This is a genomic window from Streptomyces sp. NBC_01334 (assembly GCF_035983595.1).
Classification (GTDB): Bacteria; Actinomycetota; Actinomycetes; order Streptomycetales; family Streptomycetaceae; genus Streptomyces; species Streptomyces coriariae.
Window position 1 is genome coordinate 4789706 of the sequence record NZ_CP130718.1, and the last position, 20036, is coordinate 4809741.

14 protein-coding genes, 2 tRNA genes and 1 other RNA gene are annotated in these 20036 nt (G+C 73.5%); 9 read left to right on the forward strand and 8 right to left on the reverse strand.

Going from position 1 to position 20036, the window contains the following annotated elements; genetic code table 11:
* Positions 1 to 62 precede the first annotated feature (62 nt).
* The 5 genes from OG736_RS21395 (at position 63) to OG736_RS21415 (ending at position 3803) form a co-directional block, all read left to right on the forward strand.
* Positions 63 to 1016 (forward strand): ABC transporter ATP-binding protein, encoded by a 954-nt coding sequence (locus OG736_RS21395; protein WP_327183865.1) that lies wholly within the window; start codon positions 63 to 65, stop codon positions 1014 to 1016.
* On the forward strand, positions 1013 to 1828 hold the full coding sequence (locus OG736_RS21400; protein ID WP_327183866.1) for an ABC transporter permease: 816 nt from the start codon (positions 1013 to 1015) through the stop codon (positions 1826 to 1828). The genes OG736_RS21395 and OG736_RS21400 overlap by 4 nt, the downstream gene beginning before the upstream one ends.
* Positions 1829 to 1872: 44 nt before the next feature.
* The gene (locus OG736_RS21405) at positions 1873 to 3099 is read left to right on the forward strand and encodes a sensor histidine kinase (RefSeq protein ID WP_327183867.1); all 1227 of its coding nucleotides are present in this window, start codon (positions 1873 to 1875) and stop codon (positions 3097 to 3099) included.
* Positions 3096 to 3704: a response regulator transcription factor gene (locus OG736_RS21410; RefSeq protein ID WP_020131283.1), complete on the forward strand. Its 609-nt coding sequence runs from the start codon at positions 3096 to 3098 to the stop codon at positions 3702 to 3704. Before OG736_RS21405 ends, OG736_RS21410 begins: the two co-directional genes overlap by 4 nt.
* Positions 3705 to 3727: 23 nt before the next feature.
* Positions 3728 to 3803, forward strand: a tRNA-Gly gene (locus OG736_RS21415).
* A 37-nt stretch (positions 3804 to 3840) separates the two neighbouring features.
* Here OG736_RS21415 and OG736_RS21420 read toward each other — a convergent pair.
* The 6 genes from OG736_RS21420 to ffs form a co-directional block, all read right to left on the reverse strand.
* Complete coding sequence (locus tag OG736_RS21420) at positions 3841 to 4740, reverse strand: phosphoribosylaminoimidazolesuccinocarboxamide synthase (RefSeq protein WP_327183868.1); 900 nt, start codon at positions 4738 to 4740, stop codon at positions 3841 to 3843.
* A gap of 93 nt (positions 4741 to 4833) precedes the next feature.
* Positions 4834 to 6345, reverse strand: a complete 1512-nt coding sequence (locus OG736_RS21425) for a N,N-dimethylformamidase beta subunit family domain-containing protein (RefSeq protein ID WP_327183869.1) — start codon at positions 6343 to 6345, stop codon at positions 4834 to 4836.
* Positions 6346 to 6621: 276 nt separating this feature from the next.
* Positions 6622 to 9144 (reverse strand): collagen-like domain-containing protein, encoded by a 2523-nt coding sequence (locus tag OG736_RS21430; protein WP_327187673.1) that lies wholly within the window; start codon positions 9142 to 9144, stop codon positions 6622 to 6624.
* Positions 9145 to 9537: 393 nt separating this feature from the next.
* The gene (purD, locus tag OG736_RS21435) at positions 9538 to 10800 is read right to left on the reverse strand and encodes a phosphoribosylamine--glycine ligase (protein ID WP_327183870.1); all 1263 of its coding nucleotides are present in this window, start codon (positions 10798 to 10800) and stop codon (positions 9538 to 9540) included.
* 134 nt (positions 10801 to 10934) lie between these two features.
* Positions 10935 to 13295, reverse strand: a complete 2361-nt coding sequence (locus OG736_RS21440) for a DNA polymerase III subunit gamma and tau (protein ID WP_327183871.1) — start codon at positions 13293 to 13295, stop codon at positions 10935 to 10937.
* 69 nt (positions 13296 to 13364) lie between these two features.
* Positions 13365 to 13463, reverse strand: an RNA gene (gene ffs / locus OG736_RS21445) — signal recognition particle sRNA small type.
* A 71-nt stretch (positions 13464 to 13534) separates the two neighbouring features.
* On the opposite strand from ffs, the gene OG736_RS21450 reads away from it, so the two are divergent.
* Both OG736_RS21450 and OG736_RS21455 read left to right on the forward strand, forming a co-directional pair.
* A tRNA-Ser gene (locus tag OG736_RS21450) sits at positions 13535 to 13622 on the forward strand.
* 391 nt (positions 13623 to 14013) lie between these two features.
* Entirely contained in the window at positions 14014 to 14235 is a 222-nt protein-coding gene (locus tag OG736_RS21455; RefSeq protein ID WP_028807083.1) for a hypothetical protein, read from the forward strand.
* 365 nt (positions 14236 to 14600) lie between these two features.
* Here the strand turns inward: OG736_RS21455 and OG736_RS21460 are convergent, their stop codons facing one another.
* The gene (locus OG736_RS21460; RefSeq protein WP_327183872.1) at positions 14601 to 15938 is read right to left on the reverse strand and encodes a wax ester/triacylglycerol synthase domain-containing protein; all 1338 of its coding nucleotides are present in this window, start codon (positions 15936 to 15938) and stop codon (positions 14601 to 14603) included.
* Between the two features lie 326 nt (positions 15939 to 16264).
* Between OG736_RS21460 and OG736_RS21465 the strand changes: the two genes are divergently transcribed.
* Positions 16265 to 17425: a macrolide family glycosyltransferase gene (locus OG736_RS21465; RefSeq protein WP_327183873.1), complete on the forward strand. Its 1161-nt coding sequence runs from the start codon at positions 16265 to 16267 to the stop codon at positions 17423 to 17425.
* 87 nt (positions 17426 to 17512) lie between these two features.
* Positions 17513 to 18004, forward strand: a complete 492-nt coding sequence (locus OG736_RS21470; RefSeq protein ID WP_327183874.1) for an acyl-CoA thioesterase — start codon at positions 17513 to 17515, stop codon at positions 18002 to 18004.
* A gap of 31 nt (positions 18005 to 18035) precedes the next feature.
* Here OG736_RS21470 and OG736_RS21475 read toward each other — a convergent pair whose 3' ends face one another.
* Positions 18036 to 19898 carry a copper resistance CopC/CopD family protein gene (locus OG736_RS21475; RefSeq protein ID WP_327187674.1) on the reverse strand — a complete coding sequence of 621 codons (1863 nt, stop codon included), beginning with the start codon at positions 19896 to 19898 and terminating at the stop codon, positions 18036 to 18038.
* Positions 19899 to 20036 lie beyond the last annotated feature (138 nt).

Below are 20036 nucleotides of genomic sequence, written 5' to 3' on the forward strand. Positions count from 1 at the left end.
GTCATACGGACTGGTGACACCTCGCACTGCTGCCGGCCTCCGCCCGCGGGGAGGCTTGAGGCATGGACACGAATGAACACGTGATCGAGGTCACCGACCTCCGGCGTGTGTACGGGGGCGGGTTCGAAGCGGTCCGTGGGATCTCCTTCCACGTCGACCGCGGTGAGATCTTCGCGCTGCTCGGCACCAACGGCGCCGGGAAGACATCGACGGTCGAGTTGCTGGAGGGGCTCGCGCGCCCCGACGGCGGGCGGATCAGGGTTCTGGGCCACGATCCGTACACCGAGCGGGCCGCCGTCCGGCCGCGCACCGGCGTGATGCTCCAGGAGGGCGGCTTCCCCTCCGAGCTCACCGTCGCCGAGACAGCGCGCATGTGGGCCGGCTGTGTGAGCGGCGCCCGCCCGATCAGGGAGGCGCTGGCGCTGGTCGGGCTCGCCGGGCGGGCCGACGTCCGGGTCAAGCAGCTGTCCGGTGGTGAGCGGCGCCGCCTCGACCTGGCGCTCGCGGTCCTCGGCGAACCCGAGGTGCTGTTCCTGGACGAGCCGACCACCGGCCTGGACGCCGAGGGCCGCCGGGACACCTGGGACCTGGTGCGCGCCCTGCGCGACGCCGGTACGACGGTGCTGCTGACCACGCACTACCTGGAAGAGGCGGAGACCCTCGCCGACCGGCTGGCCATCCTGCACGCGGGCCGTATCGCGGCCGCCGGGACACCTGCCGAGGTGACCGGAGCCCAGCCGTCCCGGATCACCTTCGAACTGCCCGAGGGGTACTTCGTGGGCGATCTGCCTCCGCTGGGCGAGCTGGGGGTGTGCGGTCACGAGGTCGACGGGCGCGTCGTACGGCTGCGCACCCGGGAGCTCCAGCGGGCGGCTACCGGACTCCTGGTGTGGGCCGAGCGGGCCCAGGTCGCGCTGCGCGGGCTGGATGTGCGGTCGGCCTCGTTGGAGGAGGCGTTCCTGGGGATCGCCCGGGAGGCGTCGAAGCACGACGAGACCGAGGAGGTCGCGGCATGAGCGAGGCATCGGTGAAGGACCTGACCACCCGTGCGGTCGGCCGTTCGGTCACGACTCCCGCGAGCCGGATGGCCGCCCTCGCACGGGCCGAGCTGACCCTGCTCGGGCGGAGCAAGAGCACGATCATCGCCGCCGTGTTCGTGCCGCTGGTGCTGCCGCTGAGCCTGGCGTCGGTGGTCGAGGACATGGACGTGGAGGACGTCGGGCTCAGCGTCGGCCTGGTGCTGATGCCCGCCGCGATCGGCTTCTCGCTGCTGTTCGGGGTGTACTCGGCGCTGGCGGCCATCTACACCGCCCGGCGCGAGGAACTGGTGCTGAAGCGGCTGCGTACCGGTGAGCTGCGGGACCCGGAGATCCTCGGCGGGGCTGCGCTGCCCGTCGTCGCCACGGGGCTGGTGCAGTCCCTGGTGCTGGTGGCCGGCACCACGGTCCTGCTCGACGTGCCGGCCCCCGAGGCCCCTCATCTCGCCGTCCTGGGACTGCTGTTGGGCCTGGTGATGTGCGCGGCCCTCGCGGCGGTCACGGCGGCGGTGACCCGGACCGTGGAGAACGCGCAGGTCACCACGCTGCCCATGGTGCTCGTGTCGATGACCGGCTCCGGCGTGACCGTCCCCCTGGAACTGCTGCCCGACCGGCTCGCCTCCGTCTGCGAACTGCTGCCCCTGTCCCCGGTGATCACCCTGATACGCGGCGGCTGGACCGGAAGCCTGTCGGCCTACGAGGCACTGGGCGCCCTGGCGACCGCACTGGCCTGGACCCTGCTGGCGGTGTTTGCTGTACGCCGGTGGTTCCGATGGGAGCCCCGGCGCTGAGGTACGCGCGGCGCCGGGAGTACGGGGAAACGGGGGGCGTGCGGATGCGCAGGCCGTGGGGCTGGTGGGGGCGGAAGAGCACGCCCGCGAAGGTCGAGACATACACGCGGTGGTCGTTCCACTTCTTCGCCGTGGCCGAGTTCATGGCGGTGGGACTGCCGTTCACCGGCGGGCTGCGGACCGGCACGGGGTGGTGGCTGCCGGCGATGACGGTCGCGCACTGCGTCCTGAGCGCGGTGACGGCGTCACGGGCGCTGGACTGGACGCGCGGGCGCCGGCCGCAGCCCGTCCGGCTGCTGTGGGCCCTGGCCGCGGCCACCGCGGTCGTCGCCGTCACCGCGATCGGCATCGCGGAGCACGGTCCGGACCACGAGGGCGTCGACACCGCCGCGGGCGGGGTCTTCGGAGTCGTCCTGGTCTTCGGGGCCGGCTTCACCGCGCTCGGCGTGCGCAGACGACGACGGGTGCTCGCGGTCGTCGCCGGCTTCGCGCTGGGCGCCGGGATCGTGGCGTTCCCGGTCGGACTGCCCGGCCCGGCCACTCTGGCGACGATGACCGCGGTGTTCGTCGGCGGCGGATTCCTCGCCTTCACCTCCGTCTTCTCCGTGTGGCTGCTCGACGCCGTCTACCGGCTCGACGAGGCCCGTGACACCCGGGCCCGGCTCGCCGTCGCCGAGGAGCGGCTCCGGTTCGGGCGGGATCTGCACGACGTGATGGGCCGGAATCTGGCGGTGATCGCCCTGAAGAGCGAGCTGGCCGTGCAACTGGCCCGACGGGGACGACCGGACGCCGTGGAGCAGATGATCGAGGTGCAGCGCATCGCGCAGGAGTCGCAGCGCGAGGTGCGCGCTGTCGTACGCGGATACCGGGAGGCCGACCTGGGCGTCGAACTCGCGGGAGCGCAGGGGGTGCTGAAGGCGGCGGGGATCGCGTGCGCGGTGACCGGGGAGACCGGCGGGCTGTCCGCCGAGGTGCAGTCCGCGCTCGCCTGGGTGGTGCGCGAGACCACCACCAACGTGCTCCGGCACGGAAACGCCGGCCGATGCTCGGTCGCGTTGGACAGGACGGAGGGGCACGTGGTGCTGACGGTGGAGAACGACGGCGCGGGGCCCACCGGCGCCGGCGGGGGTTCGGGACTCGCCGGGCTGCGGGAACGGTTGCGGGGCGTAGAGGGGACGCTGGAGGCGGGGTTCGCCGAGGCGGGCGTCTTCCGGGTCGTCGCCGACGTCCCGCTGAGCGGAAAGGCTGCTGTGAGAGAGGTCGCTTCATGACCGTGCGGGTGCTGCTCGCCGACGACGAACATCTCATCCGGGGTGCGCTGGCGGCGCTGCTCTCCCTGGAGGACGACCTGGTGATCGTCGCCGAGGCGGCCACCGGGCCGGAGGCGCTGGCGATGGCGCTGGCGCACCGGCCCGACGTCGCCGTCCTGGATCTGCAGATGCCGGGCACCGACGGTGTGAACGTCGCCACATCCCTGCGCACCGAACTGCCGGAGTGCCAGGCACTGATCGTCACCAGCCACGGCCGGCCCGGGCACCTCAAGCGGGCGCTCGCGGCCGGTGTGCGCGGGTTCGTCCCGAAGACGGTGAGCGCGCAGCGGCTCGCGGAGATCATCCGTACCGTGCACGCCGGGAACCGGTACGTCGACCCGGAGTTGGCCGCCGACGCGATCGCCGCCGGTGACTCCCCGCTGACCTCGCGTGAGACGGAGGTTCTCGAACTCGCCGCCGACGGGGCGCCCGTCGCGGAGATCGCCGAGCGGGCCGCGCTGTCCCAGGGGACCGTGCGGAACTATCTGTCGTCGGCCGTCTCCAAGCTCGGGGCGGAGAACCGGCACGCGGCCGTGCGGCTCGCCCGGGAGCGGGGTTGGGTATAGTTGGCCTCGCGCCACGGCGCACTGCGGACGTAGCTCAGTTGGTAGAGCGCAACCTTGCCAAGGTTGAGGTCGCGAGTTCGAGCCTCGTCGTCCGCTCCATCGCAAAGGCCCCGGTCATCGACCGGGGCCTTTCGCGTCAGGCCCAGCCGATGCCCGTCAGGCGCTCGTAGGCCTCGACGTACTTCGCGCGGGTAGCGTCCACGATGTGCTGCGGCAGGGGCGGCGGGGGCTGCTCGCTCGCCCGGTCCCAGCCGGACTCGGCCGAGGTCAGCCAGTCCCGCACGAACTGCTTGTCGTACGAGGGCTGCGCGCGGCCGGGCTGCCACTGGTCGGCCGGCCAGAAGCGGGAGGAGTCCGGGGTGAGGACCTCGTCGGCGATGACCAGGTTCTCGCCCTCGAAGCCGAACTCGAACTTGGTGTCGGCGAGGATGATGCCCCGGTCGCGGGCGATGTCGCGGGCACGGCCGTAGACGGCGAGGGTCGCCTGGCGGAGCTGGGCGGCTGTGTCGGCGCCGACCTGACGGGCGACCTCCTCGTAGGAGACGTTCTCGTCGTGCTCACCGACGGCGGCCTTGGTCGCCGGGGTGAAGATCGGCGCGGGGAGTTCGCTGCCGTCGACCAGGCCCTCGGGGAGGGCGAGGCCGCAGACCGTGCGGGACTCCTTGTACTCGGCGAGGCCCGAACCGGTGAGGTAGCCGCGGGCCACGCACTCGACGGGGACCATGCGGAGCGACTTGCAGACCAGGGTGCGGCCGGCCCAGTCGGCGGGGGCGCCGACGGGCAGTTCCGTGCTCAGGACGTGGTTCGGGACCAGGTCGCGGAGCTGGTCGAACCACCACAGGGAGAGCTGGGTGAGGACACGGCCCTTGTCGGGGATCTCCGTCGGCAGCACCCAGTCGAAGGCGGAGGTGCGGTCGCTGGCGACCATCACGAGGTCGCCCGCCTCGTTCTGGTACAGCTCGCGCACCTTGCCGGTGTGCAGATGCACCAGACCCGGCACCTGGAGGGGCTCGGGCTTTTCTACGAATCCGGACACGGTTCCTCCCCGTGGTTCTGTCCTAGTGGGTCGATTGTCCCGTACATCGGGATCGATCAAGGACAGCGGGTGGCGCGAGCGGGCGTACGGGCGTCAGTCGCGTTTGCAGATGCGGTCCAGGAGGTTGGCCGTGGCGCGTTGGACGCGAGGGTCCACATGGCCGGGGCGGTCCAGGGCCGGAGACCAGGCGAAAGTCCCGGAGGCGAAGACCAGGGCACCGGAGGGAGCCCGGTAGAGGGAGGTCTCCTGGTGGCGGAGGACACCCTCGCTGTCGGCGTACGGGGAGTGGGCGAGGAGTATGCGGTCCTCGTGGGGCGGGAGGGGAGTGCGCGGGAAGTAGCGGTCGGCCTCGCCCGCGACCAGGTCCTCGATGCCGTCGCCGTCGCACGCGCCGGTCGCCTCCCACAGCCAGTGGTCGGCGTTGCGGACGATCAGCGGATGCGGCTCGGGCACCCGGCCCGCGTACTGGATGCCGACCAACTGCTGCTCGGCGCGGTCGATCTCCCGCCAGAGGACGGGTTTGCCGGGCCCCTTGCGCTTGCGGCAGGTCAGCAGGCGGCCGGGGACGCCGGACGGGGAGGGACCCAACTCCACCTGCCAGTAGAGGGAGTTGGCGGACAGGAAGACCAGTGAGGTGCCGCTGTCGCGGGCGAGTTCCACGGTGCGGCGCATGCTCGTCGACCAGTACTCGTCGTGGCCGGGGAAGACCAGGCCGCGGTAGCGGGTGGGGTCGATCTGACCGGCGTGCAGGTCGCGGGCGTCGGCGTAGGCGAGGTCGTAGCCGTAGCGCTCGGCCCAGCGGATGAAGTCGTAGGCGTGGCCGACATGGAGGGGCAGGCCAGCGCCGGCGTACGGACGGTCGAAGGAGACCGTGGTCGCGGCGTCGGCCTCGCCGAGGAGGCGGCCGTCCTCGTCCCACGCGTGGTAGAGGCTGGCGCCGCTGCGGCCGTCCTCGGGGTAGAGGTTGTAGGCCTGCCAGGTGACGTCGGGCAACAGCAGGAGCAGATCGGCGGGGTGGTGGTCGCGGACCGTGAAGGGGACGTGGGAGCGGTAGCCGTCGACGGTGGTGAGGACGGCCACGTACGCGCCGACGTTCCAGTACGACGGGACCTGTAAGCGCCAGGAGAGCCACCAGTGGTGGCAGGAGACCGTGCGGTCGGCGGTCAGCGGCGGGGGCTGGACGATGCCGGAGAGGCGTGGGCTGGTGGTGATCTTGGCGGCGCCGTCGCCGTCGTAGTGGCCGATGCGGTAGACGTCGACGCTGAATTCCTGGGGCGGGTCGACCGTGATGTGGAAGTCGACGGCCTCGCCGGGGGCGACCGCGCCGGTGGAGACGAAGCCCTTGATCTGGCGGCGCACGTCGTCGGCCGAGCGGGGGGCGCCGGCCGAGGGCTCGGTGCGGGGGGCCGGGACGCGGAGGCCGCCCCGGGCGGGGGCGGGGGCCGCGTCCACGTACCAGGGGACGACCTGACCCGTGTCGTCGAAGTACGTCTCGCTGCCGCGCAGCCAGGGGACGGGGCCCTGTCCGAAGGGGTCCGTCACGGCGTGGGCCAGTGCTCCCGACTCCCATCGGCGGATGTGTTCCGGTCCTGGTCCGGGTCCCATGGTGCTCCCCTCCCTTGTGCCCCCGTGCTGGTTCGTGCGTACGCCGTACGTGACCGCCCTGCGCGTTTGTCCTATGTCGCAAGCCCTTGCCATGGGCCCGATCGGTCCCAGCACATCACATAACGCGCGCAGGCAGTCACTATTCGTTGCGAATTGGCCGAAAGTGGAATATAGAGCTCCGCTAGGGCTTGGTCGGTGGGGCGCCCGGGGTTGCCGGGGGGCGGCTGGGATCGGCTGGGGTCGGACGGCACGGGCAGCGTCGGTGCTGCGGGGCGCTCAGCCGAGCCGTACCGGCTTCTCCGGGCGTATCCCGAGTTCCACCAGCCAGGTGCGCAGGGGGACCGCGTCGCCGTCCTCGACGAGGCTGAGCACCCGGGGCGCCAGGTCGGCCACGCGCTCGCCGTCGACCAGGAGGGTCGGGCCGTCGAGCCAGTCGAGACCCGGAACGGCGCCGACGGTGTCCATCGCGGCGCAGCAGACCATCGCCGTGACGTGATCGGCCAGGAGCTCGCGGTCGGTGCGCGGGGGCTGGAGGGGGAACAGGGGGAGCGCGTCCTGGTCCCAGAGGGCCATGTCGGGACCCTGCCCGGGCGCCGGAGGACCGGACTGGGCGGGGGGCGCCGCCGCCGCGGCTGCGGCCTCCTCCCGCCCCAGCTCGGCACCGATCCCGGCGGCGAGGGCCGCGCTGCGGGGGTTCGGAGGCAGGAGGTCCTCGTCGTCGGCGAGGTAGGCGGCCTCGGGGGCCGGGAGGGGGGCCGGGGCCGGGGCTGTGCCGGGAGCAGGAGCGGGGCTGGAGCCTGGGGCGGAGCCGGCGCCCGGAGCGAGGTCGGGGCTCGGGTCCTGGTCGGGGTTCGGGACGGCACCCCGGTCGGCCGAGGTGGCGGCGGGGACGGCGTGGACGGCGGCGGCTTCGGGATGCCCGGCGGGGGCGGGGGCCGACGTGGTCGGGTGACCGTCGGAGTCGGAGAGGCCGTTGGGGTCGGAGAGACCGGTGGGGCCATCAGCGCCGGAAAGCCCGTTGGGGCCGGAGAGACCCATGGGACCGGAGAGACCCGTGGAACCAGCAGCGCCGGAAAGGCCGGTGGGGCCGGACAGACCCGTGGGGCCAGCAGCGCCGGAGGGGCCGTTGGAGTCGGTGTGGCCCGAAGGGCCGGTGTGGTCGGTGAGGCCGTCAGCGTCCGTGGGGGACGGCAAGGGCGCCGGGCCGGACACAGGGGCCACAGGCAGGCTCGGCTCGGCCGTCGGGGAGGGCGGGGCCGCCGGGGCAGGTGCCGCCATCGGGGAGGTGGTCGGTGCCGGGGCAGATGCCGCCGCCGGGGCAGGGGTGGCCGTCGGGGCGGCTGTGGCCGTCGGGCGTGCCAGGTCGGTCGGCTCCGTCGGGTCCGTCACGTCGGTCGGCTCCGTCTGTTCCGTCGGCTCCGTAGGGTCCGCCACGTCGGTCGGGTCCGTCGGGTCCGTCGGGTGGGGGTGCTCCGTGTCGGCGGGTCTGTCCGTCAGGTGGTCCAGGACTCGGGCCAGAGTGGGGCCGCTGTGGCCGCCGGGGTGGGGGCCGCCGGGGTGGGCGGTGCGGGTCGGGTCGTAGGTGCGGCGGACGCCGAGGGTGTCGAGGACCCGATGGAGCCGGGCCGCGTCGGTGCGCCACTTGCGGTCGACCACCTCGTCGGGGTAGTCCTCCCAGGCCACCGGCGACCAGTCCGGACCCGGGTCCGCGGGGCCGCCGTGGAAGAGGCGGGCGGCGAGCAGGGAGGTGGCCTCGTCGATCGTGCCGGGCTCTTCGAGGAGGTCGCACGCGGGGCGCTCGCCGAGGCGGGAGGCGAACCCCTCGGCCAGCCGGTCGCGCCGGGACAGCTCGGTGAGGGCGGCGACGACGCCCGCGTCCAGCCGGGAGGGCCAGCGGCCCATCCGCCAGGCGGGCAGCGCCACCCGCGTCAGAAGACGGTCCCAGCCCGCGTAGGCCAGGCCCACCTGCTCCTGGGCGACGATGCGCAGCCCGTAATCCACAGCCTGTGCACGCTCGGAGGCCGCGGCGGCGACGCCCCGCTCCATCTCGCCGGCGTGGATCTGACAGCCCCGCAGCATCAGGCGGGCGGCCCAGCCGATGCCCGAGCAGGCCGGGCGCAGCACGGGATACCGGTCGCCCCGGTAGGCGCAGACGGCCACCGCGGCGTCCAGCCCGCGCACGAAGCGCCGGGCCGCGGCTATGTCGGGGTGCGCCGAAGGGCCCGTACCGGCGACGACCGGGGCCAGCACGGCGCGCAGCTCGCCCACGCGCATCCACCACAGGAACGGGGAGCCGATGACGAGCACCGGTGACGCTCCCGTACGGCGGTGGAGCGGGCCGTGGGAGCCGCCCGGGCCGGCTATCTCGTCACCGCCGCGGGACGGCGACGGGCCGTGGGCCGGGTGGGTGCGGTCCTCCAGCCAGCTGTCGCAGTCCGGCGTGAGCGCTATCGCGGAGGGCGCGGGGACGTCGAGGCGGTCGGCGAGGTCCCGGACCAGCCGGTACAGATCGGGGGCGGCCTCCTCGGCGATGGCGACCGTGGGACTGACCGCGGGGCGCGCGCGGGCGACGACCAGGCCGATGACGCCGGCGGCCAGCAGCACGACCAAGGCGACGACGGACACCGTCCAGCGGGCGGCGTCCCATCCCGTGCCCACGAAGTGCCCGGTGGAACCGCCCGCCAGCAGGATCACCGCGGCGGCCGCGGGCAGCAGCGCGACGGCGAGCGCCCGGCTGCGGATGCGTAGCACCGCCAGTGCCCGGGCCCGCGCGGCCTGCGCGCCCATCTCCACTCCCATACCGGTCACGACCGGACCTCACCCCCTCCCTACGGTCCTGTTTCCCCCGGCTGTCTTCGCAGTGGTCACTCCCCCACTGTGGCACCGACCACCGACATCGCAATGCCGGTGGGCCAAGTGCCGGAACGAGTGCCGGAACGCTTGCGCCGCACCCTAGTTGGCGCTCCGGCCCACGTCAGCCGGATAGCTCAGCGCTCACACGATGGAATGGCTTTGGGGAAAGGTGGATGACGGTGGGCAACGATCAGGCCCCGGGTTCCACGGGTCCTCCGTGCGGAGTTCCATGGTGGCCCGGGGCCTGAGAGATCCTGGCTGACACCTGCTGAGGTGCCCGTTCGGGGTGCCTGCCGAGGTCCCTGTTCGGGGGTGCCTGCTGCCTGCCTCGGCGGGTGCCTACGCGCCTGCCGCCGCCTTCGCGGCGATGTCCGTACGGTGCTGCGAACCGTCGAGCCCGATGCGCCCGACGGCCTGGTACGCGCGCTCGCGGGCCTCGGTGAGGTCCGTGCCGGTCGCGGTGACGGACAGTACGCGCCCGCCGGCGCTGACGACCGTGTCGCGGTCGTCACCGTCGTACTTCGTCCCGGCGTGCAGGACGTACGCGTGCGGGGCGTCCTCGGCGGCCACCTCGGCGAGCCCGGAGATCGGGTCGCCGGTGCGCGGGGTGCCGGGGTAGTTGTGCGAGGCGATGACGACGGTGACGGCCGCGTCCTCGCTCCAGCGCAGGGCCGGCAGGTCGGCGAGGTCACCGGTGGCGGCCGCCTTGAGGACACCGGCCAGCGGGGTCTTCAGCCGGGCCAGCACGACCTGCGTCTCGGGGTCGCCGAAACGGGCGTTGAACTCGATGACCCGGACACCGCGGCTGGTGATCGCGAGGCCCGCGTAAAGGAGTCCGGAGAAGGGGGTGCCGCGGTGCCGCATCTCGTCGACGGTCGGCTGGAGAACCGTCTCCAGGACCTCGTCCACCAGCTTCGGGTCCGCCCAGGGCAGCGGCGAGTAGGCACCCATGCCGCCCGTGTTGGGGCCCTCGTCGCCGTCGAGCGCGCGCTTGAAGTCCTGGGCGGGCTGGAGCGGGACGACGCTCACGCCGTCGGTGATCGCGAAGAGGGAGACCTCCGGGCCGTCGAGGAACTCCTCGATGACGACCCGCTCACAGCCGGCCGCGTGCGCCGCGGCGGCCTCCAGGTCGTCGGTGACGACGACGCCCTTGCCGGCGGCCAGGCCGTCGTCCTTGACGACGTACGGCGCGCCGAAGGCGTCGAGGGCCTCGGCGACCTCCTCGGGGGTGGTGCAGACGTAGGAGCGGGAGGTCGGCACGCCGGCCGCGGCCATCACGTCCTTGGCGAACGCCTTGGAGCCCTCGAGTTGCGCGGCCTCCTTCGAGGGGCCGAACACCGGGATGCCCGCTTCGCGTACGGCGTCGGCGACCCCGGCGACCAGCGGCGCCTCCGGGCCGACGATGACCAGCTCGGCGCCGAGCTCCACGGCCAGCGCGGACACGGCCTCGCCGTCCAGGGCGTCGACCCGGTGCAGCTCGGCGACCTCGGCGATGCCGGCGTTGCCGGGGGCGCAGTACAGCGCGGTGACGGCGGGGTCGAGGGACAGTGAGCGGCACAGGGCGTGTTCGCGGGCGCCGCTGCCGATGACGAGGACGTTCACGGGGGTCAGCCTAACGGGCGGGGGCGGGGGTGTTTTGTGCGGGCTTCCGAAAGCCGGGAGGCGGGGATGTAGTGCGTTCCTCCAAACGGCAGGGCGCGGGGAGGGCGCCGCCGAGGGGACGTCCGTGTCACCCCCTACTCGTTGGTGAACTCCTCCACCACCGTCGCTCCGAGCTCGCGCACGATCAGTTCGTAGCCGGAGAGGGCCGACTCGTTGAGGTCGGGGTCGTCGTCCTCGGGGGTGTCGTCCTCGGGGGCCACCGGTTCCGGGGCGGGCGGACGGGACGGGGCCGGGGCGGACGCCGCGTGGGCGTGGGCCGACGCCGATGTCGACGCGTGCTGGGAAGGGGCTGCGGGAGCCGCCGGTGCCTGGGTCGGGGCGGCGCCCGACGGGGCCGTCGAACCACCGCCGCCGTAGCCACCGGGGCTGTTGTGCCCCCCGGGGCTGCCGTAGCCGCCGGGCGCACCGCCTCCGCCGCCACCGAGGCCGCCGCTCGGCGGGGGACCCGAGCCGCCGGACGGGTCGATGACCGCGTCGATCTTCCACTGGACGCTGAACTGCTCGGCCAGCGCTTGGCGCAGCACGTCCTCGCTGCCGCTGCTCGTGAAGTTGTCACGGGCGCCGGCGTTCACGAAGCCGAGCTGGAGGGTCGTGCCGTCGAAGCCCGCCACATGCGCGTTCTGGCTGAGCAGGATCCAGGTGAAGCGACGACGGTTCTTGACCGCCTCCAGGATGTTCGGCCAGAGCATGCGGGGGTCGAGGCCGCCGGAGGGGGGCGCGTAACCGCCGGGTGCGGGCGCCGGGGTGGCCGCGGGGGCGGGGGCCGGGGCCGGGGGGCCGGCCGAGGCGGCGGGGGCGGATGCGGGGGCCGGCGTCGTCGGGGGCCTGCCTCCGCCGCCCGCGGGCGCGGCCGTGGGCCAGCCGCCGGGGCGGCGCCCGCTGCCCGCCGCGGTGGCGGTGGGCCAGGCACCGGGGGCGGGCTGGGCAGGAGCCTGGGGGCTCGCGGCCGGCACCTCCTCCACCGGCGGGGCGGAGGCCGCGACGGGGGCGGGGGCGGGAGCGGAGGTGGGGGCCGGGGCTGCCGGAGGCTGGGCGGGCGCGGGCGGCGCGGCAGGCGCAGCCGACCGGTCCGGCGCCTGACCCGGTACGGGACCCTGCCCCGGACCCGGCCCCCGTACCGCGGCGCGGGCGGCGGCCGCCCCGCCACCGGGCGGGATCGGAGCGCCCCCGGTCAGAGGGGCGCCGGCGTGCGCCTCAGGCCCGGGCACGTAACCCATCGCCGGCATCGCGGGCGCACCGGGCGCCGCCCCCTGCGCACCGCCGCCCGGCGAGAAGTTCACGCCACGCTCGATGCGGTCGAGGCGGGCCATGACGGAGCGTTCGTCGCCGTAGGCGGCGGGCAGCATCACGCGCGCGCAGATCAGCTCGAGCTGGAGACGGGGTGAGGTGGCGCCCCGCATCTCCGTCAGCCCCTCGTTGACGAGGTCGGCGGCACGGCTCAGCTCCGCGGCGCCGAAGACGCCGGCCTGGGCCTGCATGCGCTCGATCACGTCGGCGGGAGCGTCGATGAGCCCCTTGTCGGCCGCGTCCGGCACGGCGGCGAGGATGACGAGGTCCCGGAGCCGCTCCAGCAGGTCGGCGACGAAGCGGCGGGGGTCGTTGCCGCCCTCGATGATCCGGTCGACCACCTCGAAGGCGGCGGCGCCGTCACCGGTGGCGAAGGCCTCGACGACGGAGTCGAGCAGCGAGCTGTCCGTGTAACCGAGCAGGGAGGTGGCCATGGCGTACGTCACACCCGCGTCGCTCGCGCCGGCGAGCAGCTGGTCCATGACGGACATGGAGTCACGCACGGAACCCGCGCCGGAGCGCACGACGAGCGGCAGCACGCCCTCCTCGACGGGGATGGCCTCCTGCCCACAGACCTCGCCGAGGTAGTCCCGCAGCGTCCCCGGCGGCACGAGCCGGAACGGGTAGTGGTGGGTCCGCGACCGGATGGTCCCGATGACCTTCTCCGGCTCGGTGGTCGCGAAGATGAACTTCAGATGCTCCGGCGGCTCCTCGACGACCTTGAGGAGCGCGTTGAAGCCGGCCGGCGTGACCATGTGGGCCTCGTCGATGATGTAGATCTTGTACCGGCTCCGGGCGGGCCCGAAGAACGCCTTCTCCCGCAGGTCACGGGCGTCGTCCACACCACCGTGCGAGGCCGCGTCGATCTCGATGACGTCGATGGACCCCGGGCCGTTCCTGGCGAGGTCCTTGCACGACTCGCACTCCCCGCACGGGGTCGGGGTGGGCCCCTGCTCGCAGTTCAGGCACCGGGCCAGGATCCGCGCGCTGGTGGTCTTCCCGCACCCACGCGGCCCGCTGAACAGGTACGCGTGATTGACCCGGTTGTTCCGCAGCGCCTGCTGCAAGGGGCCGGTGACATGCTCCTGCCCGATGACCTCGGCGAACGACTCCGGGCGATAGCGGCGGTACAGCGCGAGAGACGACACGCATACGAGGTTATAGGCGACCGCTGACATCGGGTCCCACGCGCGAACCCGGCACCCGGCCCCACCGCAAACGCAAGCGCCCCCCACGCACCCGCCAGAGCCGACCTACCCTTGCTGCCTTCCGGCCCTGGGGGAGTTCAGTCAGATAGCGCCGCGTGAGGGGCTGCGCACAGGCTACAGGATCTGAGCGGGGGGAACGAGTTCGCGAGCACTCCTCAACGTCTTGTATTGTTTGCCGCGGAGGATTCGCCTAGTGGCCTAGGGCGCACGCTTGGAAAGCGTGTTGGGGGCAACCCCTCACGAGTTCGAATCTCGTATCCTCCGCCAGTGCCTCACCGGGCACGATGTCGAAGGGCCCCACCGCGAGGTGGGGCCCTTCGTCGTTGCCCGTCCCGACCATCCGTCTCGGATGCCGTCCTCGCACGCCGTCTCGTCCGACCGTCCGGGAACGTCCGATGGGGCCGCCCGCGACGCTGTGCGTCATGCTCATGATCCTGAGCCTGATCCTCGCGACCAGCTGAGGTGGAGCGGGTTCCGAAGGTAACGGTCTGTGGTGGGGTCCCACGGGCGCTTCGGTGGGCTCATCGGCGAAGCACCAGGTCAGAGGCGCGTGGCTGCCCGTGTTCGGGCCGAGGTGATGATCGCTGTCCGGGTCTGTGACGAACAGCGGAGAAAGACGGCCGCTACGAGTGGCCCATGCAGGCCCATACTGGAGGCAATGACAAAGCCATCGGCACCGAAGCGCTACTTGCCCACCAGTCCCTTCAAGGCCCCGGCCGCGCCGTCTCCGAAGCACTTCGAGGTGGGCGACCAGGTCACGCACGACATGTACGGCCTCGGCCGCGTGATCGGCATCGAGGACGGAATCGCGGCCCTCGTGGATTTCGGTTCGGCGCAAATGCGGATCTTGAGCCCGTACACCAAGATGAGCAAGCTGTAGGACCGCTGTGCCCGGTCACGGCACGCCAGGTCCGTTCACGGCCCTGTAACGAATGGGAGACCTCTCATCGACCCGACCTCGCTGTTCTCCGCTCCGGAAGGGGCGACTCGCTATGCCACCGCGGCATCGCCGCCTCCGACGACCAACCCCTTCCAGGCCCCGGACTTCGGGGAGGACGAGATCTTCCTGATCGAGGATGCGCAGGCATCCCTCTCCGGCATGGGTGCGGCTCGACGCCAGGCGAGCTAGCTCCGGCCGGTGACCGTGGCCTCGCAGTCGGCGGCCACGCGCCGTCCCGGTTCCGCGCATGCCGAAGGGCCCCACCGTTCGCTGTGGGGCCCTTCGACATGCGCGGAACCGGCGGGTCAGCGAGCCCCTTCGGCGAGCAGCGTCAGCTCGTCGAGGAACGCCTCCGCCAGCAGGCCGGCGTCCTCGCGGCCCGAGTTGGTGGCGACGCTCAGGGTGTGGCCCTTGGCGCAGCCGCCCAGCGCGAAGGTGGCCGTGTCGGCCGGGGGCACCATGGGGACGATGGTGAGGTGGCGCAGCGGTCGTCCGGCCAGGGTCTGGCCCTGCTCGCGCAGATGGACGTAGGAGCAGGCCGCCGGCGCGTACGCGGGCGCGAAGATCTTTCCGCCGGCCAGCGCCAGGGTCGCCCCGGGAACCGCCGCGAGCGTGCCCTCGACCAGCTTCTCGGCGGTGCGCCGGGGGCGGGTCACGGTGGTCAGCAGGCCGGTGCACGCGGTCAGGCGGGCCGCCGGGTCGGCGAGGGTCACCGGCGCGGGGACCCGGACGTTGGCGAACGCGTTGCCGAGGAACTCACCGCAGTCGTCGGGCCGCTCGTCGACCGGGACCGACAGCCACACCTGCCTCGCATCCGGATCCCGGTCGCCGCCGCGGGAAGCGGAGGCGCAACCGGAGTCGGCGTCGGACGCGGAACCGGAGTCCGAAGCCGAAAGGCAGGCGCGCAGGACCCCGGAGACCGTCGCCAGGAACACCTCGTTGGTGGTCGCCGGGCGGGAGTCGCCCGCCGCTCCCACGCAGACGGCCGCGCGCGCGGCCCGCAGGACGTCGGCGCGCAGCCGTACGACGGTGTACGCGGGCTCCCGCGGGCCCCGGTGCGGCAGCGGCACCGCGCGGCCCGTGGTGAGCAGGCCCGGCGGGCCGCCCCCCGTCGGGCCGGGGCCGACCGTCCGGCGCCGGGGGCCGGGCACCGCCAGGGACGCGGCGCCGTCCAGCGGCCCGCCGTCGTCGAAGAGGGCGCGCAGCAGGGTCGTCAGGGAACGGCCGTCGAGCAGGCTGTGGTGCATCCGGAACAGCAGGGAGAACTCCCCCTCCGTCGCCCCGCGCAGCAGGTGGAGGCTCCAGGGCGGCCGGTCGGCCGGGAACGGGGTGTGGAACCACTGCCGGACCGCGTCCCGGAGGGTGAGGTCCGCGCTGTCGATCTGCTGGGCCAGGTCGTGGCCGTCCCGCCGCGCCCAGCGGTGCCGGCCCGTCCACCAGGCCAGGCCCGTCCGGGCGCCGCCGGGAGCGACCAGGGTCTGGGTGAGCCTGGGCAGCGCCTTCCAGCGTTCCTCCACCAACGCCCGCAGCTCGTCCAGCGACGGTGGGGCGCCCGCGAGGTCCAGGGCGATCCCGGCGTTGGGCGGGCCGAACGGCCAGCGGGCCATCCCCTCTTCCATCAAGGGCAGATGCGATCCGGGCATGAGACTGCTCCTGTCGTGGGCCGTCCGTGCCGTGGGCCGGTCCTGTCGTGGGCCGGCTGCTGACGGACGACGTCCTGTACCCCCAACGGCCGATCGGACCGGCGGTCACGTCCGCCGCGTCACCGGCAGTCCCGCCAGGTACCCCTCAGGTGTTCCGCAGGTGTCAACGCGCGGCCGTGAAGGCTCCCTGATGGGGTGACACTGCCGCAGGTTTGCGGTCACGAACGGTGTCCGTGCGCCTTTAATCGGGACTCCGCGTCCGCCGTTCGGGCGCCCCGGTCCCGAATCCCCCGCCCCGGCTCCGTGCCGGACAGGAGTTGTGTGTCGTGCCTGGTACTCATCCGAATCCCGCGCACATCGCCGTGTTCAACGTTCCGATGCACGGGCACGTGAATCCGACCCTGGGGGTCGTCGAGGAGCTCGTCCGGCGGGGGCACCGGGTCAGCTACGCCGTCACCGAGGACTTCGTGCACCAGGTGAAGGCGGCCGGTGCCGAGCCCGTGCTCTACCCGGACGCGGGGGACGGCTCGGACGCGCCGGAGGACATGGGCGAGGGGTTCGCGCGGGTCGTCGAGGTGGCGCTGGCGGCCCTGCCCGCGCTCACCCGGGCGTTCGGCAGGGACCGCCCGGACCTGGTGCTGTGCGACATCTACGCCTTCGCGGGCCTGCTGCTGGGGGCACGGTGGCAGGTGCCGATCGTCGTGGCGTCGCCCACCCATCTCGCCTACGACGGCATCGTCCCGGAGTTCTTCGGCGTGCCCGGCCTCCCGCAACTGCCGGGCTTCGCGCGGTTGGCGGCCGCCTTCGCCGACCAGGGGATCGAGGCCGCGCGGATCCAGGACCTCGTACGGCCCGAACACGCCGTCGCGTTCTTCCCCCGGACCTTCCAGCGCAGGGCGGACACCGTCGAGGCACAGCGCGTCGCGTACGTCGGGCCGGCGCTCGGGGACCGCTCCTACCAGGGTTCCTGGCAGCCGCCGCGGCCCGACGTGCCCGTCCTGCTGGTCTCGCTGGGCTCCCAGTTCACCCGGCGGCCGGAGTTCTACCGGTCGTGCGTCCAGGCCTTCGCCGAGCTGCCCTGGCATGTGGTCATGTCCGTCGGCGCCGTCCCGCCGGACGGGCTGGGGCCGCTGCCCGCCAACGTCGAGGTGCATCCCCACGTGCCCCAACTCGCCGTGCTCGCACACGCGGACGCCTTCGTCACCCACGCCGGAATGGGCGGCACGATGGAGGCCCTGCACTACGGCGTGCCGCTGGTGGCGGTCCCGCAGATGGCCGAGCAGCGGGTCAACGCCGCCCGGATCGAACACCTCCGGCTGGGCGTCCACCTGCCGCGCGAGAGCGTCACCCCCGAGGCGCTGCGCGAGGCCGTCCTGCGGGTCTCGTCCGACCGGGACATCCGCGCGGGCGTGTCCGCCATGCGCCGGGAGATCGCGGCGGCCGGCGGGGCGGCAGCCGCGGCCGACCTGATCGAGCGGGCCCTGTAGACCCGCAGTCCCTGTAGCTCCGGCACCGGTACCGCGTACCGGCCAGGAGGCCGGGACCCCTGTTCCGATGTTCCGAGGAGTGACACCTTGACCCTGACCCATGCCCTGGCGTCCGACATCCGCCGCACCGGCACCGGCCGCCCGCCCCTCGATGTGCCGGACTGCCGACCGCACCTCTATCTGCGCCAGGTACGCATGAGCGACCTGGACTCCATGAACCATGTGAACAACGTCCGGCTGCTGGAGATGATCCAGGACGCCCATATCGACATGTTCTATCTGCGCCCCGGACTGCCCGGGCAGGAGATCCGCCCGAGGTTCGTCTACGCACGCCACGAACTCGACTACACGGAGCCCCTCGTCCTCCAGCCGGAGCCGGTCACCATCACCACGACCATCGGTGACCTGCGCCGCTCGACCCTCCGCGTCACCAGCCGCGTCACCCGCGACGCCCGGGTGTTCTGCACCTGTGTGAGCACGGCCGTCGCCTACGACCCGGACGCCCGGTGCTCCCGTCGGCTCGAGGAGGAGGAACGTGCCCTCGCGGCACGGCACGCCACTCCCGACCCCGCGCGCTGACCGGCCGTCCCGCCGGGGGCGGACCGCTGTCTCAGCGCACGATCTCCACCGGCTTCGACTCGCTCACCTGGTCGGTCTCCGACACCCGTACCGTCACCTTCATCTCCCAGGTTCCGGGCAGTGGCAGGTTGACCGTGTCGGCGGCCCAGTAGCCGCCCCGGTCGGTGACCTTGGCGTCGAGGGGGCCGATGTCCTGGTCGGGCAGGCTGAAGGAGACACGCAGCTCGGGGATGCTGACGAAGCCGCCGTCGGGGCCGTAGACCACGGCCTGGAGGCCGTTGTCGCCGACCCGGCCCGGATCGAGCGTGACCTGCACCTTGCCGCTGACGCCGCGGACACCGGGGGAGTCGGAGCCGATGGTGAAGGGGATGTTGGTCACGGAGGCCACGGGCAGCCCGGCGGACTGTTCCGCCGTCGCCGCCTCGGCCGCCGCCCGGCCGGGCAGGGTGCCCGTCAGGACGGTCGTGAAGACGAGGACCACGACGGAGACGACGACCTCGGCCAGTACGGAGCGGCGCAGCGCCCGGCGTTGGGCGTCCTCGGCCGGGGTGAGGGCCGCACCGGCCGGTGGCCGGTGCTTCTCGGGCAGCGACGGGCCGTCCACCGGGGCGTCGGTCGTGCCGTCCACCCGGCCTTCCGCCAGGCCGTCCGCCGCGCCTTCGGCCCGGCCGCCCACCGGCTCCGGTACCCGCGCCTCCCGCACCTCGGCAGCCTCCACCGTCACGTTCCTCGCCGTCCTTTCCCTTGTCACCGTCTGCCGCGACCGGGCCCCCGCCAGCAGCAGGAGCGTCACCGCGACCAGCTTGGCCAGCAGGACCCGCCCGTACGTCGTGTCCGTCAGCGCGGACACGGAGCCGAGGCCACGCCAGGACTGGTAGACGCCCGTCACCACCAGGACGGTCACCGAGAGGCCCGCCAGCTGCGAGAAGCGGCCGACCACGCGCGACGGGACGGACGCGCGGTAGAACAGGGTGAGCAGGGACGCCAGGCCGCCCAGCCACACCGCCATCGCCAGCAGGTGCAGCACCGTGGACGTCATCGCCACCGGGACCTGGATACCGGCCGACGCGTGTTCGGCGCCGGCCCAGGTCAGGGCCAGGCCCGTGGCCAGCGTGGCGCCGGTCAGCAGCGCCGCGCGGGACGGTCGCCTCCCCTCCCCGAGGGCCTTGCGCTGCCACAGCAGCAGGGCCGCGGCCGCCGCGAGCAGCGCGAGGCGGGCCACCAGGGCCAGGCCCGGCCGGGTGGCCAGCGTGCGGCTCAGACCCGACGGGTCCAGGGCCTGCGCGGGGCCGGTGCCGGTCTCGTAGGGGCCGCGGAGCAGCAGCAGGAACACCGTCGATCCGGCGAGCGCCCACCAGCCGGCCAGCAGCAGCCTGCGCAGCGGCCGGGCGTCCGGCGGGCGGCAGACGGCGATGAAGGCGGCCGTGCCGACGAGGAGCGCCGCGGCGAGGTACGCGAGGTACCGTCCGATGTTGAAGAGGCCTCCGGTGGCCGGGTTCTCCACGGAGGTGCCGGGCAGGGCCGGCGGGATCGCGGAGGGTGTGCCCACCGAGAAGGTGAAGGCGCCGGCGATCGGGTGGCTGTCCGCCGACACCACACGCCAGGCCACCGTGAACGTGCCGGTGCCGAGCTTCGCGGGGAGCTTGATCCGCGCGGTGTCGGCGCGGCCGTCCGCGTGGCCCGCCTCGCCCGTGTCGACCCGCCGGTTGTCGGGGTCGAAGACGCGGAAGGAGTCGTCGAGCAGGCCTACGGACTCGGTGAAGGTGAGGGTGATGGCGTCGGGGGCCGTCTTGACGACGCTTCCGTCGGCGGGATCGGCGCCGCGGAGGGCCGCGTGGGCCGAGGCCGGGCCGCCGCCGAGGAGGAGCAGGACCAGCACGGTGCCCAGCAGCACCAGCCCTTGAAGTCCCCTTCGGCCGTCGCCGTGCCCCCCGCTGCCGTACCGCCCACCACCGTGTCGTCCGCCATCTCGCCCTTCGCTCACGTCACCGCTCCGCCTTGCCTGGGACTCGAGACTCGTGTGCTCGGAGAT